The sequence below is a fragment of the Carnobacterium sp. genome, assembly GCF_040274425.1.
Window position 1 is genome coordinate 1 of record NZ_JBEMBC010000023.1, and the last position, 14,892, is coordinate 14,892.

Annotated in this window: 13 protein-coding genes and 1 other annotated feature; of the genes, 9 read left to right on the top strand and 4 right to left on the bottom strand. The window is 35.8% G+C overall.

Going from position 1 to position 14,892, the window contains the following annotated elements:
* From ABS911_RS06540 to ABS911_RS06560, 5 genes are all read left to right on the top strand, one after another.
* The coding region (locus tag ABS911_RS06540; RefSeq protein WP_350466885.1) for a LysM peptidoglycan-binding domain-containing protein at positions 1-689 on the top strand (689 nt) is incomplete at its 5' end.
* A 107-nt stretch (positions 690-796) separates the two neighbouring features.
* A complete protein-coding gene (locus ABS911_RS06545) occupies positions 797-1,126 on the top strand; it encodes a heavy metal-binding domain-containing protein (RefSeq protein ID WP_350466886.1) in 330 nt (109 codons plus the stop codon).
* An 87-nt stretch (positions 1,127-1,213) separates the two neighbouring features.
* Positions 1,214-1,453 (top strand) — a binding site (T-box leader).
* Between the two features lie 68 nt (positions 1,454-1,521).
* Positions 1,522-3,939 carry a leucine--tRNA ligase gene (gene leuS, locus ABS911_RS06550; protein ID WP_350466887.1) on the top strand — a complete coding sequence of 806 codons (2,418 nt, stop codon included), beginning with the start codon at positions 1,522-1,524 and terminating at the stop codon, positions 3,937-3,939.
* Between the two features lie 211 nt (positions 3,940-4,150).
* The gene (locus tag ABS911_RS06555; protein WP_350466888.1) at positions 4,151-5,827 is read left to right on the top strand and encodes a putative polysaccharide biosynthesis protein; all 1,677 of its coding nucleotides are present in this window, start codon (positions 4,151-4,153) and stop codon (positions 5,825-5,827) included.
* A 73-nt stretch (positions 5,828-5,900) separates the two neighbouring features.
* A complete protein-coding gene (locus tag ABS911_RS06560; RefSeq protein ID WP_350466889.1) occupies positions 5,901-6,620 on the top strand; it encodes a pseudouridine synthase in 720 nt (239 codons plus the stop codon).
* Positions 6,621-6,677: 57 nt separating this feature from the next.
* On the opposite strand, the gene ABS911_RS06565 is transcribed toward ABS911_RS06560, so the two are convergent.
* Positions 6,678-7,289 carry a general stress protein gene (locus ABS911_RS06565; RefSeq protein ID WP_350466890.1) on the bottom strand — a complete coding sequence of 204 codons (612 nt, stop codon included), beginning with the start codon at positions 7,287-7,289 and terminating at the stop codon, positions 6,678-6,680.
* Between the two features lie 169 nt (positions 7,290-7,458).
* On the bottom strand, positions 7,459-8,295 hold the full coding sequence (locus ABS911_RS06570; protein WP_350466891.1) for an NAD(P)H-hydrate dehydratase: 837 nt from the start codon (positions 8,293-8,295) through the stop codon (positions 7,459-7,461).
* A gap of 187 nt (positions 8,296-8,482) precedes the next feature.
* Here ABS911_RS06570 and pepV point away from each other — a divergent pair, with 187 nt between their 5' ends.
* Positions 8,483-9,883 (top strand): dipeptidase PepV, encoded by a 1,401-nt coding sequence (pepV, locus tag ABS911_RS06575; RefSeq protein ID WP_350466892.1) that lies wholly within the window; start codon positions 8,483-8,485, stop codon positions 9,881-9,883.
* A gap of 42 nt (positions 9,884-9,925) precedes the next feature.
* On the opposite strand, the gene ABS911_RS06580 is transcribed toward pepV, so the two are convergent.
* Both ABS911_RS06580 and ABS911_RS06585 read right to left on the bottom strand, forming a co-directional pair.
* On the bottom strand, positions 9,926-10,630 hold the full coding sequence (locus ABS911_RS06580) for an amino acid racemase (RefSeq protein WP_350466893.1): 705 nt from the start codon (positions 10,628-10,630) through the stop codon (positions 9,926-9,928).
* Between the two features lie 22 nt (positions 10,631-10,652).
* Complete coding sequence (locus ABS911_RS06585) at positions 10,653-11,888, bottom strand: carboxylate--amine ligase (protein WP_350466894.1); 1,236 nt, start codon at positions 11,886-11,888, stop codon at positions 10,653-10,655.
* A 240-nt stretch (positions 11,889-12,128) separates the two neighbouring features.
* On the opposite strand from ABS911_RS06585, the gene ABS911_RS06590 reads away from it, so the two are divergent.
* The 3 genes from ABS911_RS06590 to ABS911_RS06600 all read left to right on the top strand — a co-directional run bounded on the left by ABS911_RS06590 (position 12,129) and on the right by ABS911_RS06600 (position 14,797).
* Positions 12,129-12,914 (top strand): SDR family oxidoreductase, encoded by a 786-nt coding sequence (locus ABS911_RS06590; protein WP_350466895.1) that lies wholly within the window; start codon positions 12,129-12,131, stop codon positions 12,912-12,914.
* An 88-nt stretch (positions 12,915-13,002) separates the two neighbouring features.
* Positions 13,003-14,010, top strand: a complete 1,008-nt coding sequence (locus ABS911_RS06595) for a glycosyltransferase family 2 protein (protein WP_350466896.1) — start codon at positions 13,003-13,005, stop codon at positions 14,008-14,010.
* Between the two features lie 73 nt (positions 14,011-14,083).
* Positions 14,084-14,797: a DUF975 family protein gene (locus tag ABS911_RS06600; protein ID WP_350466897.1), complete on the top strand. Its 714-nt coding sequence runs from the start codon at positions 14,084-14,086 to the stop codon at positions 14,795-14,797.
* Positions 14,798-14,892 lie beyond the last annotated feature (95 nt).

Below are 14,892 nucleotides of genomic sequence, written 5' to 3' on the forward strand. Positions count from 1 at the left end.
TAAAATCAGGTGACACATTGACTGGGATTAGTTCAAAATACGGTGTAACTGTTGCGAACTTGAAATCATGGAACAACCTAAAATCAGATACAATTTACGTGAACCAAGCGTTGACGATCAAAGGTGGCTCAACATCAGGCGGAACGACGACAACAACGCCAAGCACTGGAAATACGAGCAGCTCGTCATACACTGTAAAATCAGGTGACACATTGACTGGGATTAGTTCAAAATACGGTGTAACTGTTGCGAACTTGAAATCATGGAACAACTTAAAAACAGATGCGATATATGTGAATCAAGCCTTAACAATCAAAGGCGGTACAACAACGACAACACCAGCACCAAGTACCGGAAACACAAGCAACACATCATATTCGGTAAAATCAGGTGACACGTTGACTGCAATTAGTTCAAAATACGGTGTAACTGTTGCGAACCTGAAATCATGGAACAACTTATCAACGGATGCAATCAGTATTGGTCAAGCATTGGTAGTAAATAATGGTACAGCTTCTAGTTCTACCGTGATAACTAAACCAACTACATCAAGAACGCATAAAGTTGTAAGTGGCGACACTCTATGGGATATTGCTCAAAAATATGGTATGTCTATTTCAGATTTAAAAACAGCGAACTATTTAAAATCAGATGTTATATTTGTTGATCAATCTTTGATTATCAAATAATGATAACGGGGACTCAACAAAAGTTGGGTCTCCGTTTCTGTTTTCCAATAAAATTTTATCTCATCAGTGAAATCGAGTTGCATGATAAATAAAAAGGAGTGAAAACAATGATTGTTACTACGACAACAGTAATTGAAGGTTTTGAAATTTCATCTTATGAAGGAATTGTATTTGGAGAAGTTATTTCTGGTATTAACCTAATTAAAGATATGGGCGCTGGGCTGCGCAATATGTTTGGTGGACGTGCTCAAGGGTACGAGAATGAACTGTTAGAAGCTCGTAGCAAAGCTTTAGAAGAAATGGAGTTCAGAGCTGAAGGGTTTGGGGCAGATGCTATTGTTGGCGTGAAAATGGATTATGAAACCTTGGGATCAGATAATGGAATGATTATGGTGACTTGTAGTGGAACAGCAGTAAAATTGAAAAGTTTTACTTAAATTAAAATCTTCTAGCAGATGTTGAACGGGACAGCTTGCTTTTCTTATTGCTCCAAGAGCAAATTTTTGTTAAAATGAATTCAATAGAAAAAAACAGTGAAAAGGAATAGTAGAAACGATTTTTTTTGAGAGAGTGCATGGATGGTGGAAATGCATAAAAAAGACTTTCGAACTCGCCTTTAGAGTTGCTTTGTTGAAATTAGAGTAGACAAAGCCGTAGCACCTGCGTTAAGGGTATGAGGAGTCTGCAATCATTCTGTTAGCTAGAAAATGATTGTAGAAAACATAGGTGGTACCACGATAATCAATTGTTTAGTCGTCCTATGAGTACAGATAGTAATCTGCATTCATAGGACGATTTTTTGTTTTTAAAAAGAGATGAAAGAGGGATAAATATGAGTTTTAATCATAAAACGATTGAAAAAAAATGGCAAAAATATTGGGCATCTAATAATACATTCCGTACAACAGAAGATGCTGAGAAGAAAAATTTCTATGCATTAGATATGTTTCCTTACCCATCAGGACAAGGATTACACGTAGGGCATCCAGAAGGGTATACTGCGACCGATATTCTTTCTCGTATGAAACGAGCTCAAGGATTTAATGTATTGCACCCAATGGGATGGGATGCATTTGGGCTTCCGGCTGAGCAATATGCTTTGGATACTGGAAATGACCCAGCTGAATTTACAGCTCACAATATCGAAACGTTCCGTCGTCAAATCAACTCATTGGGATTCAGCTATGATTGGGAGCGAGAGATAAATACAACAGATCCTGACTATTACAAATGGACGCAATGGATTTTTACTAAATTGTATGAAAAAGGTTTAGCTTATGAAGCAGAGGTAGCTGTTAACTGGTGTCCGGCTTTAGGAACTGTACTGGCTAATGAAGAAGTGATCGATGGAAAAAGTGAACGTGGAGGACATCCAGTTTACCGTAAACCAATGAAACAATGGATGCTGAAAATTACAGTTTACGCTGATCGATTGTTGGATGATCTAGAGTTAGTGGATTGGCCTGAAAGTATCAAAGATATGCAACGCAATTGGATTGGAAAATCGATTGGAGCAAATGTTGACTTTAAAGTTAAAGGAACGGATCATAAGTTTACTGTCTTTACGACGCGCCCTGATACATTATTTGGAGCAACATACAGTGTAATGGCTCCAGAGTTGGATTTAGTTAAACAAATTACTACTCCGGAACAAGAAGCAGAAGTTAACGCCTATATTGAAAAAGTTAGCTTGAAAAGCGATTTAGATCGTACAGACTTAAACAAAGACAAAACAGGAGTGTTTACAGGTGCCTATGCAGTTAATCCAGTAAATGGGAAAGAAATCCCGATTTGGATTGCAGATTATGTCTTGGCTTCATATGGAACAGGTGCGATTATGGCAGTTCCAGCACATGATGAACGCGATTACGAATTTGCTAAAGCGTTTGGACTGGAAATCATCCCAGTACTTGAAGGTGGAGATGTAGCCAATGCTGCATTTACAGAAGATGGTCCGCACATCAATTCTGGCTTTTTGGATGGTCTTGGCAAAGAAGAAGCTATCGATAAAATGAATGAATGGCTAGAAGAAAAGGGTGTTGGAAAAAAAGAAACGACTTATCGTTTGCGTGACTGGCTATTTGCTCGTCAACGTTATTGGGGTGAACCTATTCCCGTTATACATTGGGAAGATGGCACATCAACAACATTGCCTGAATCTGAATTGCCATTGATATTGCCTAAAACAGATGAAATCAAGCCAAGTGGAACAGGAGAATCTCCATTAGCAAACATTACTGAATGGGTAAATGTAGTAGACCCTAAAACAGGAATGAAAGGCCGCCGCGATACAAATACAATGCCGCAATGGGCTGGAAGTTCATGGTACTTCTTGCGTTTCATCGATCCTAAAAATAAGGAAATGTTGGCTGATCCTGAGAAATTGAAACAGTGGCTTCCAGTTGATATTTATATTGGTGGAGCTGAGCATGCGGTATTGCACTTATTGTATGCACGTTTCTGGCATAAATTCCTTTACGATATCGGCGTAGTTCCAACGAAAGAACCATTCCAAAAGTTATACAACCAAGGAATGATATTAGGTGGAAACAATGAAAAAATGTCTAAGTCAAAAGGAAATGTTGTAAACCCTGATGATGTTGTCGAAAAATTTGGGGCAGACACATTGCGTATGTATGAAATGTTTATGGGACCATTAGATGCTTCGATTGCTTGGAGTGAAAATGGACTTGAAGGAAGTCGTAAATTCCTAGATCGCGTATGGCGTTTGATCATGGATGAAGACGGTAAGGTTCGTGACCGCATCACGACATTCAATGATGGATCTTTAGATGTAGTTTATCATCAGACTGTCAAAAAAGTAACGGAAGATTTTGAACATTTACGCTTCAACACGGCTATTTCTCAAATGATGGTTTTTGTTAATGAAGCATATAAAGCAACGGCTTTACCAGTAGATTACATCAAAGCTTTTGTTCAATTGCTGGCACCGATTGCTCCGCATATGGGAGAAGAGCTATGGGCTAATTTGACTCATAGTGGTGAAAGTATTTCTTACGTTGCTTGGCCAACGTTTGATGAAAAATTCTTAGTTGAAGATGAAATTGAAGTTGTTTTCCAAGTAAATGGAAAGTTAAAAGCAAAAGCTCAAGCTTCAAAAGAAATTTCTAAAGAAGATTTAGAAACATTAGCTATGAGCAATGAAAAGATCAAAGATGCGATTGAAGGAAAAACAATCCGTAAAGTTATTGTTGTTCCTGGAAGATTGGTAAATATTGTAGCAAACTAACTATTTTTTATGGCAGACATTCTAGTGTTATTATACGTATAGGAAAGGAGATGAGACTTTGGTCTTGTCTCTTTTTTACTTATCTGATCTGAACAGACTTTAATTTTTCTTTAAAGTTATGTTCTAGAGGTTCATTAAGCATTGCAACCCACTTACTTAAGAAGTAAAATAGAGCTTGATATACAAAAGGATGAGAGTAGGTTTTTGAGTCATGTCAAAAGACACAGTCAGTGATAATAAAATTGAACAACCAATTAAAGAATTAAGTTCTAAAGATAAAATGATTAATGGATCAGCTTGGATGACAGGTGGAAGTATTTTATCCAGATTATTAGGAGCTCTCTACATTATTCCTTGGATGGCTTGGATGGGAAATCAAGATATAGCAGAATCTGCGAATGCTCTTTATACGATTGGGTATACGCCTTATGCATTATTTTTAAACATTGCAACAGCTGGTGTTCCATCGGCAATTGCTAAACAAGTTGCTTACTATAATAGCTTGAATGAATATGAAATAAGTCGGAATATTTACAAAAAAGGATTGCAAATCATGGCAGTTACAGGTGTTGTGTCAGCATTGATCATGTATGTTGCGGCACCATTTATAGCAGCAAGTAGCCCAAATATATCTGTTGATAATGCAACACAAGTTATCCGCTCGCTAAGCTGGGCATTGTTGATTATTCCTTGTATGAGTGTGACACGTGGGTACATCCAAGGGCATCACGTAATGAAGTATTCAGCTATTTCACAATTTATTGAACAATTAGCGCGTGTTATTTTTATGCTTGCTGCTGTTTACTTGATTCGTCAAGTATGGAATGGTTCAGTAGTAAATGCTGTGGCAGCTTCCACTTTTGCAGCCGTTATCGGAGCTGTATTTAGTATTGGGTACTTGTTTTACATTATCTGGCGTAAAAAGCCAGAGTTGGATGAAAGAGCAGCTCAGAGTTTGAATAAAGTTTCTATTTCTACAACCGAAATTTTTAAATCGATTATCCGTACAGCTGTTCCGTTCATAATTATTGGTTCAGGTATTACTCTTTTTCAAATGATTGATCAATTTACTTTCCAACAAATTATGACGTCTATTTCTGAATTATCGCCAAAACAAATTGTAAATAATTACGGAGTGGCTTCCGGTAATGTCAATAAGTTAATTATGATCGTCATTTCCTTTGGAGGATCAATGGCCATTACCTCTGTGCCTCTGATTTCTGAGTTGATAGCTAAAAATGATTTGAAAAAAATCGCTCGTCAAATTAGTGATAGCTTACAGTTGTTTTTCTTTATCATGTTGCCTGCTTCCATTGGAATGATGATAGTAGCTGAACCTTTATACACAGTTTTCTATGGACATAGTGATTTTGGCACTACAGTATTACAAGTTGCTTCTTTTATGAGTTTATTTTTAGGGTTGTTTGTCCTTATGGGATCAACTATGCAAGCTGCAAATCAAACAAGACCCGCACTTTGGGCTCTTGTTGTTGGGTTAGTTGTAAAATTAGCGATGCAATATCCAATGCTGGCATTAGCTGGTACGAATGGAATGTTCTTTTCTAATATATTTGGCTTTGGTGTTACAGTCTTATTGATGCTAAGAAAGATGTACAAGGTTACTCGTTTTGATATCGGATTGATTTTAAGACGTATTTTATTGATGCTGATCATTACTTTAGCGATGGCTGTTGTCACTTTTGCAGTTAAAGAAGTTCTTTACTTAGTGATTGATCCAAAAAATAGGACTAGTGCACTTTTTGTAATAGCCATATCAGCTGGATTTGGTGGACTTGTTTACATGTATGCCTCTTTAAAAACCCGTTTAGCGGATCGTTTATTAGGAGCTCGTGTTGCGAATATGAGAACCAAGCTACACATTAAATAATAGGAACTAGTTGGAACCCAAAAGGCTTCAACTAGTTCTTTTACTTGAATCATATGAAATTGGAGGAGCGTAAATGCGATTAGATAAATTACTAGCCAATATGGGATTTGGAACAAGAAAAACAGTGAAAACTGTATTGAAATCAAAAGAAGTAACTGTAAATGGAACCATTGAGAAAGATGGTAAAACACAAGTGGATCCAGATAAAGATGTTATTGTTGTTTCAGGAGAAGCTGTTCATTACCAAGAATTTGTATACTTCATGATGCATAAACCTCAAGGAGTTGTCAGCGCAACAACAGATAATTTACATGAAACAGTGATTGATTTGCTACAGCCACAAGATCAAGTGTTTGATCCTTTTCCTGTAGGAAGATTAGATAAAGATACAGAAGGATTATTGCTATTAACTAATGATGGAACGTTAGCGCATAACTTACTTTCACCAAAAAAACATGTTGATAAATGTTATGAAGCAATTATAGAAGGCCTAGTGAATGAACAAGACATTCAAGCTTTTAAAGATGGCATAACGCTGAATGATGGGTTTATCTGTCAATCAGCTAAGTTAGAGATCCTATCTACAGATCTTGAAAAAGAACAAACTCTTATTCAAGTCACGATACATGAAGGGAAATTTCATCAAGTAAAACGTATGTTTGAAGCAGTAGATAAATCGGTTAATTACTTGAAACGCTTGTCTATGGGAAAGCTACAGCTAGATGAAACAGTAGAGCTAGGCAAATATAGACCACTAACAAAAGAAGAATTAGAGTCATTAATTGATGCATAAACATAAACAAAAAAAGGAAGCTGAGGTTTTATCTCAACTTCCTCTTTTTTTAATTCGTCAATAAAAATCAGATCTATCTGGTGACTCTGTAGGCGGAAAATCATCTTCAATTTCTAAGTCGCCATCCGTATTGATGCCGGGATCTAAGTCAGTTTCATCATAATCAAATTCTAAAAGTTGGTTTCTAATGGACCTCGGTTGACGTTCACCTCGGGCTAAATCGGAAGGATCATCTTCAAGGTAGACATCCGTTGGGTAAATACCTGCTGCATCTTCTTCCATAGTATCTGTATCCATAGGATAAGGCGTGATGCTGCTACCGGCAAGAGAAGCGTCATCATCTAGAAGAACAACAATATCACCTTGCTCAATAGCATCTTTATAATCCGCAAAACTATCTTCACGATGCTTCAATGAATAAAGTTTTGTATCATCATCAGAACCTGAAGAGAAGACAGCTTTTATTCTATCTCCTAATGAGTTTTCAGTAGTTGATTTAGAAGGCTGAATAAATACACCTATATCGGTTTGATTGCGAATTGATTGGCCAATTTTAGCATTTGTCACAAGCGTAATAGACTCCTTTAAGCTTCCTTCAGATAAGAGCTGATCGACTTTTTGCAATGCTGCTGATTCAGATGAGTAACTTCCGATAACGCTTTTCACCATATACACCACTCCTCTTTCTCCTATAAATGATTTAATTGGTATTTCGTTATAGTGAGTATACTTGTAAAGAAATGAGAATACAATTAATAAGGTAAGGCTAACCAATCATAATAAAAAGAATGAAGAAAATACCTATTCAGCGAGGAATCAACTAGATTGATCAACACTCTTAAAAAATAAATTTCGTGGAAAATTCTTTCATTGCAAAAGGAATAGACTCGATGATTTGTGAAGGAAGCACAACATATTGTTTTTTAGCTAAATCATCTCCAAGTTTACTGTGTAGAAAAACAGCGGTAATGATCGCAAAACGATAATTTTTAAATTGAGCACTACAACCTGCTATCATACCGGCTAATGTATCTCCCATGCCTCCAGTTGCCATTGCAGGATTTCCAACACTATTTTTCCAAGCTTCATCTAAAAAATAAATTTCAGTTCGAGATTGTTTCAAAACTACGTTTGCTTTTAGTTCTTTTCTGGCTTGGATATTTAAAGTCTCATTTTGCTCAGCAGGTTTTAAGCGAGAGAGTTTTTGCCATTCTCCTAAATGAGGCGTGTATGTTGTTTTAGCTACAGGTGTTTTCAAATTATTTTTAGACATTAAAGTGATGGCGCTGCCGTCAATAATCAACCGCTGTTCTTTTGTGACAGCCTCTAAAACAGACTTTAAAAGAGCTAGTGACTCAGCAGAGAGACCCAGTCCAGGTCCAATGACGATTACTGTAGCTGTCGACAAGTGTTTAAGCAAACGATCTTCATTATACATGTCAATCACCATCGCTTCGGGAAGTCGAGCGTGTAAAGCAACATGGTTCACTTTAGCTGTGGCAACTGTGACTAATCCAGCACCGCTATAGACAGCAGCGCTCGCTGTGAGGATGATTGCCCCACCCATATCTTCATTTCCGCCTATCACAAGTACACGCCCATAATCAGCTTTATAGCTATCTTTACTTCTTTTTGGAATCATGCCTTGAATTGTTTCTCTATTTATTTCTTTCACTTAAGACCCTCCATTAACGACAAATAATTTGTAGTATGTTCCAATTGATTATAGAACGAATAGGTATTTTTTGCACGAATCTTTCTTTGTAGTGATAGTGGAATAAAAATTAGGACTAGTCGTTGGTCTTAGAAACGAAAAGTGATATGATAGATGTGTTGATAAAATAATAAGGAGTGTTGTATAAATGGCAATTGATTGGAAAAAAGAAGCTGCTGATCGGAAAGAAGATTTTTTAGCAGACTTAATAGAATTACTTAAAGTTGACAGCGTCCGCGATGATACAAAAGCTACAGCTGATGCACCAGTAGGGCCAGGACCGAAAAAAGCGTTGGAAACATTCTTGGCTTTAGGAGAAAGAGACGGTTTTGTTACTAAAAACGTGGGAAACTTAGCTGGACATATTGAATACGGTGATGGAGACGAAACAATGGGTGTTTTTGCTCACGTGGATGTAGTCCCAGTTGGAACAGGGTGGGAAACTGACCCATTCAGTCCTTTAATCAAAGATAACCGTATCTATGCTCGTGGATCTAGTGACGATAAAGGGCCTGGTGTGGCTGCTTATTATGCATTGAAAATGATTAAAGATTTAGAACTTCCAGTATCTAAAAAAATTCGCTTTATTATTGGGACAGATGAAGAAAGCGGCTGGATGTGTATGGATCATTACTTAGCTCATGAACCGATTCCAGACTTTGGTTTTTCACCAGATGCAGAATTTCCTATCATTAACGGTGAAAAAGGAATCTTGACTGTCTATGTAAACACAAAAGGCGACAATAAAGGCGGAAAAAATGAGCTGATCAGTTTTGATGCTGGTTTGCGTGAAAATATGGTACCACAAGATGCTACTGCTATTTTTACAACTGCAGAAGTTGAACAAATTGAAAAAGACTTTTATGATTTTGTTGAAGTTTCTCCAATTACTGGAACGATAAAAGTAGTTGGTAATCAAGTTACGATTGAAGTAGGAGGAAAAGCGGCTCATGGTATGGCACCGCATCTAGGTGTTAATGCTGGAACTTATCTAGCTACGTTCTTAAACCGCTATTCATTTGGTGGAGATGCTAAAAACTTCTTACAACTAACAACGGAATATTTACACGAAGATACAAAAGCTGAAAAATTAGGATTGAACTATATCGATGATGTTATGGGAGATCTTACAATGAATTCTGGTGTATTTACGTTCACACCTGAAGATGGTGGAGTAATTGCAGTGAATCTGCGCTTCCCTAAAGGTGTAACACCTGAAGGAATCGAAATCAAAATGGAAAGTAAGCTTGCAGAATTCGGAGTAACGCTTAGCCGAGGCAAAGAACAAATGCCGCATTATGTATCTGCTGAAGATCCATTAGTGAAAACATTGCTAGATGTTTATCAAAGACAAACTGGTCTAGAAGCTCATGAACAAACAATTGGTGGCGGAACATATGGACGCTTGTTAGAGCGTGGTGTAGCTTATGGAGCAATGTTCCCTAACAGTATTGATACAATGCACCAAGCCAATGAATTTATGGCTATTGATGACTTGATGAATGCAATGAGTATCTACGCAGAAGCAATCTACGAATTGATTAAATAAACCATTAAAAAAACAAGATCTCATATGAGAGATCTTGTTTTTTTAAACTCTCATTTTTAATTGTTGGGCAAGTTGATAAGTTCGTTCTAAGAGGATTTTTTCAGCATCAATGACTGGGAATTTTTTTAATGGGTCATGGCTATTAACTAAGGAGAGTTCGGTGCATCCAAGCAGTGTAATATCGCTTCCCAACTGCTGAAATTCTTCAAGAATTTCTTCATAGAGTAAGAGATTGATGATAGCTTGCTCTTTTATATAAGTATAAATTAATTCATTGATCTTATGTTGCAATGTAGTATCGGGCAAGATAACCTCATACCCATTAAAGAGAAGTTCACGTTCGTATAGTTGACTTTCTAGTGTTCCTTGAGTCACAGCTAATCCAATTTTTTTTGTAGTATTAGAAGGGATCGTAGCTACTGTTTCTTTTATCATGTTGATGATAGGAATAGAGGTTGCATCTATCAAATCATTAATAAAATAATGGGCAGTGTTACAGGGCATAACAATAAAGTCAGGTTTTAAGACATTTAGTTGCTCAATATCTGCTAATAATGCGGGTAAGGGACTAGGGGCTGAATTGTCAAGAATATACGATGTTCGATCAGGAATTTCAGCGTGATTGAACAACAGATAATTAAAAAAATCTTGATCCTTCGTAGGGGTGTGTCTTTTGTTTAATTCGACTAAGAAATTAGTGGTGGCCAATGTACCCATGCCGCCTAAAATAGCAAAGAAATTCTTCATGACTAAGACGACCTTTCTGTTATTAGATAGGATCATAAAGTTGAGGAGGTTGAGGGTAAGCTTTAAACTTCTTGAAATAATTTAATGTAGCAATAGTTACATACAGTTTTCGTTTCATATTGGATTCTTCTTGACTAGCTAAAGGATGGTAAACTTCTTTGGATTTATACAATTGGTTGACGATTTTTTTTAGTTCTTTTGATTGAATGTTATCTAGTAATAATTTTTTTGGGACGGTCGAGTATAAAATTTGTTTATCTGCTACGGAATATTCAATTGGACAATTTTCAATAAAATCTTTCACATAATAAGTAGCAGTATTTTTCCCTGCAGCAGTCACATAATAATTGCTGCGTCCAAGCCGGGCGTTTAGTTCGAAAAATTTATACGTTTGATCACGCGAATCGTATTTGACATCATAATTAGAAAAACCAGTCCATCCGGTAGCTTTGACCAGTTTTTTTACATCTCGAACAATTTGATCGTCATTTTTTGTTAAAATAGAAAGGTGATTTCCAATAGCTGATGGAGTGTGGTCTTCAAGTAGAGTTTGACCAAACGAAACAACTTTCACTTCACCTGTGCTATGAGAAGAATAGACTGTAGCAACTCCGACAAAGGAATCATCTCCTGCAATATACTCTTGCAAGATAATTTCATCATCGTATCCACTATCTTTCATGTTTTGGATGATTTTTTTGTAAGTCTCTTGATTTTTACAAATATAAACCTTTTCTTTACCTGGGAAGTCGATTGAATGGTATTTCATACTATCAGTAGGTTTTATGATAATTGGAAAGTCAAATGGCAATTGTGCTTCATAATCAGTTATTACTAAGGTCTTAGGGTAAGGAACTCCTTCTTGTTCACAAATTTTATAAAAGCTTGCTTTATTTGTTGCGGGATAAAAAAGTTCTTTATCCACATAAGGAATGACCCAACTAATAGGAAATAGAGTTTTATGATTGATGATCAATTCAACGTAATTGTCTGTGCTGGCCAGAATGATTTTTTTTGTGTTGGGGTAGCGGTCTTCAATATCGTTTAACAATTTAACTAGTACTTCTGGTTGCATCATGTTAGGCTCAACTATAGGGTCAATAAAGATAGAATGATCTATAGGTCCAGTAATCATCGTACATAAAATAAGAGAAGTTGTCTTATAAGCTTCATAAAATGATCTTGCTGTGCTATAGGCACCTAGATTGCCTCCTAAAATAATGGGAATAAAAGGCTGTAATTCAATAGCAGTTGGCATAAGCAAACAGTCCTTTCAAGGAAAAAGATAAGAGATAGGAAACTTTGAGGTTATTAAACGAAGATAGAGGACTATTGTATAAAAACGTTTTCTTAAATGACAAAATTATAGCATAATTATTTGATAAAAGCGAAAGATATGCGAAAGAGACAAGAAGGTAAGAGTTTACTTTTTTGCTGGAATATGAAAAAATGACATAAGAGTGCACAAACGATAAATGAAAGAATAGGAGGGGTAGTAGTGGATTTAAATTTGGTAGGGAAAACAGCATTAGTGTTGGCATCTAGTCAAGGATTAGGCAAAGCAATAGCAGCAGAATTAGTAAAAGAAGGAACCAATGTCATGATAGCTAGTCGAAATTATGAAAAACTACAAATGGTTCAAAAAGAATTGACAGCCATTGGAAAAGGAAAGGTTGCCTTTTATCCCACTGATATTACTAAAAACGAAGACATTCAACAACTCGTAGAAGAAACACACAAAACTTTTGGCAAAATCGATATTTTGATTAATAATGCTGGGGGGCCACCTTCTGGTTCTTTTGAAGATTTTTCAGATGAAGATTGGGAAAATGCTTTTCATTTAAATTTGTTGAGCTACATTCGAACGATTCGAGCAGTTTTACCAGATTTAAAAGAAAACGGTGGAAAGATTATTAATATTGCTTCTTCTTCCATTAAACAACCGATTTCGAATTTGATCCTTTCGAATACTTTTCGTTTAGGAATTGTCGGTCTTAGCAAGACGTTAGCAGAAGAGTTAGGGCCATATAATATTTTAATCAATACGGTTGCGCCAGGGCGAATTGCAACAGATCGTATAACAACTCTAGATGAAATTACGGCTAAAAATAAAAATGTGTCTATGGAAGAAATAACAAAAAAAGCTCAAGAAGCTATTCCACTTGGCCGTTATGGAACACCGGAAGAATTTGCAAAATTTGTTACTTTTCTTGTATCAGATGTAAATACGTACGTTACTGGATCATCTTTAATGATCGATGGTGGAAGCATCAAAGCGATTTAGCAAAGAGATTAATTTTAATCTATCGAATCATACTCAGTGTAGGCTGGACAGATTTTAAGCAGTTGAACGTTTTCAAGGAGGAAAGAAAATGTTGATAAGTGTCATCATGCCGGTATACAATACAAGTTCAACCCTAGGAAATGCTGTGAAAAGTGTATTGCAGCAAAGGTATCCTGACTTTGAGCTGATCTTAATTAATGATGGTTCTTCAGATAATTCCCCAGAAATATGTGATCTATTAGAGAAAACGGATAAGCGTATTAAGGTTGTTCATCAAAAAAATAAAGGATTATCAGCAGCTAGAAATAAAGGTATAGAAGTAGCTTCAGGTGAATTTATTGCCTTTATTGATAGTGATGATCGATTTGATGAGGAGGCTTTTTTGAATTTTTATAAAGCGAGTGTTCAACACAAAGATATGACTTTGTATGTCATGAATTTTGATAAAGTATATGGTAGCATCAGTGTTCCTAAAAAGAAAAATAAAAATAGAATTATATTTGAACCTAGTGAACTGATTGAACTAATTTTTAATTCTTCTGGGGTGGCTTTTTATACGTGGAATAAAATTTATCATCATAGTTTGTTTCAAAAAATAGCTTTTCCAGAGGGGAAAATCTTTGAAGATATCGTGACCACTTATCGATTAGCTAAAAAATCTAGTAAAACAGTTATAACAAGTGAAGTTGGTTATCATTACGTGAGAAGTTCCAATACAATCGTCAGCAGTAGTTTTTCACCAGAATACTACGACATCCTAACCGAGACGGAACAATTATACGCATTGCTAAAAATAGATTTTCCAGAGTTAGAACATTTAGGTTTGCAAAAACTGATAGAAAGTATGATTTCTGTAGGGTATAAATTAAGTCAAGCTCCTGAGAACATTGATACTGAAACTTTTAAACAGAGGCTTCAGCAAGATATTCGGCGTTATCAAGAAGACATAGCTAACGATAAAAAAATTCCTCTTTATTATAAAGTAGGCATAAAATTATTGCAGGGTGATAGCAGTTTCTATAAAGAAAATTATAAGGCTACTCTAAAAAAGCGGATTATAGGAAATCCATCTGAGACAGAAGATAAGTCTTTGTAAGGAAAATAAATAACAATTACTATTCATTTTTGGTAAACTATAGGAAATCATCTGCCTGAGGAGGCTGCAAGAAATGCAAAATTATAAAACAAGAAAAGAATTAAAATATGATACAAAAGCACTGCTTAAAGGAAGATGGAAAGATGCTATTCTATTAAATATTATTCCAACAATAATTTCAATCCTTATTACATTGCTCTTTGCGGCTTTGGTAATTGCATTAGTTAATTATTCTGATGTGGGTTCTAACTATTGGGCAAATAATTCTATGATGTCTGACGATGGAACTGGAAACGGAACAAGCAATATTGGTAGTGGAATTTTATCGACTCTCTTTACAGTGGGTATTTCGTTTACGTTTTTAGATTGGTTTAGAAATCCCAATATGGAGATTCAACCAATAAGAATGGGGCTACAAGTATTTACGAAAAAATATTTTCTTAGAGTACTGTTGATTTATATTATATCTACTATTTTCACTACTCTATGGACCCTGTTATTTATTGTTCCAGGAATTATAAAATCATATGCGTACTCACAAGCTTACTTAATATATAAGGATCGTTCTAACCTATCCCCAAATGAAAAAATTTCTTCTCTAGACTGTATTACGGAAAGTAAAAACTTAATGAAGGGTCATAAGTGGCGTCTTTTCGTACTAGATCTAAGTTTTATAGGTTGGGGTATACTATCTGTTTTATCTCTAGGTATAGGGTTATTATGGCTACTTCCTTACCAAAATGCGACAAAAGTTGCTTTTTATGAAGATTTGATTCAATCCAATTAATGTTAAAAAAAGATGGACCGCCAAGACTGGCGGTCCATCTTTTTTTTAACAAAATAGGAAACTACTACGAACTAATGGTAAAATAAAAAAGTGAA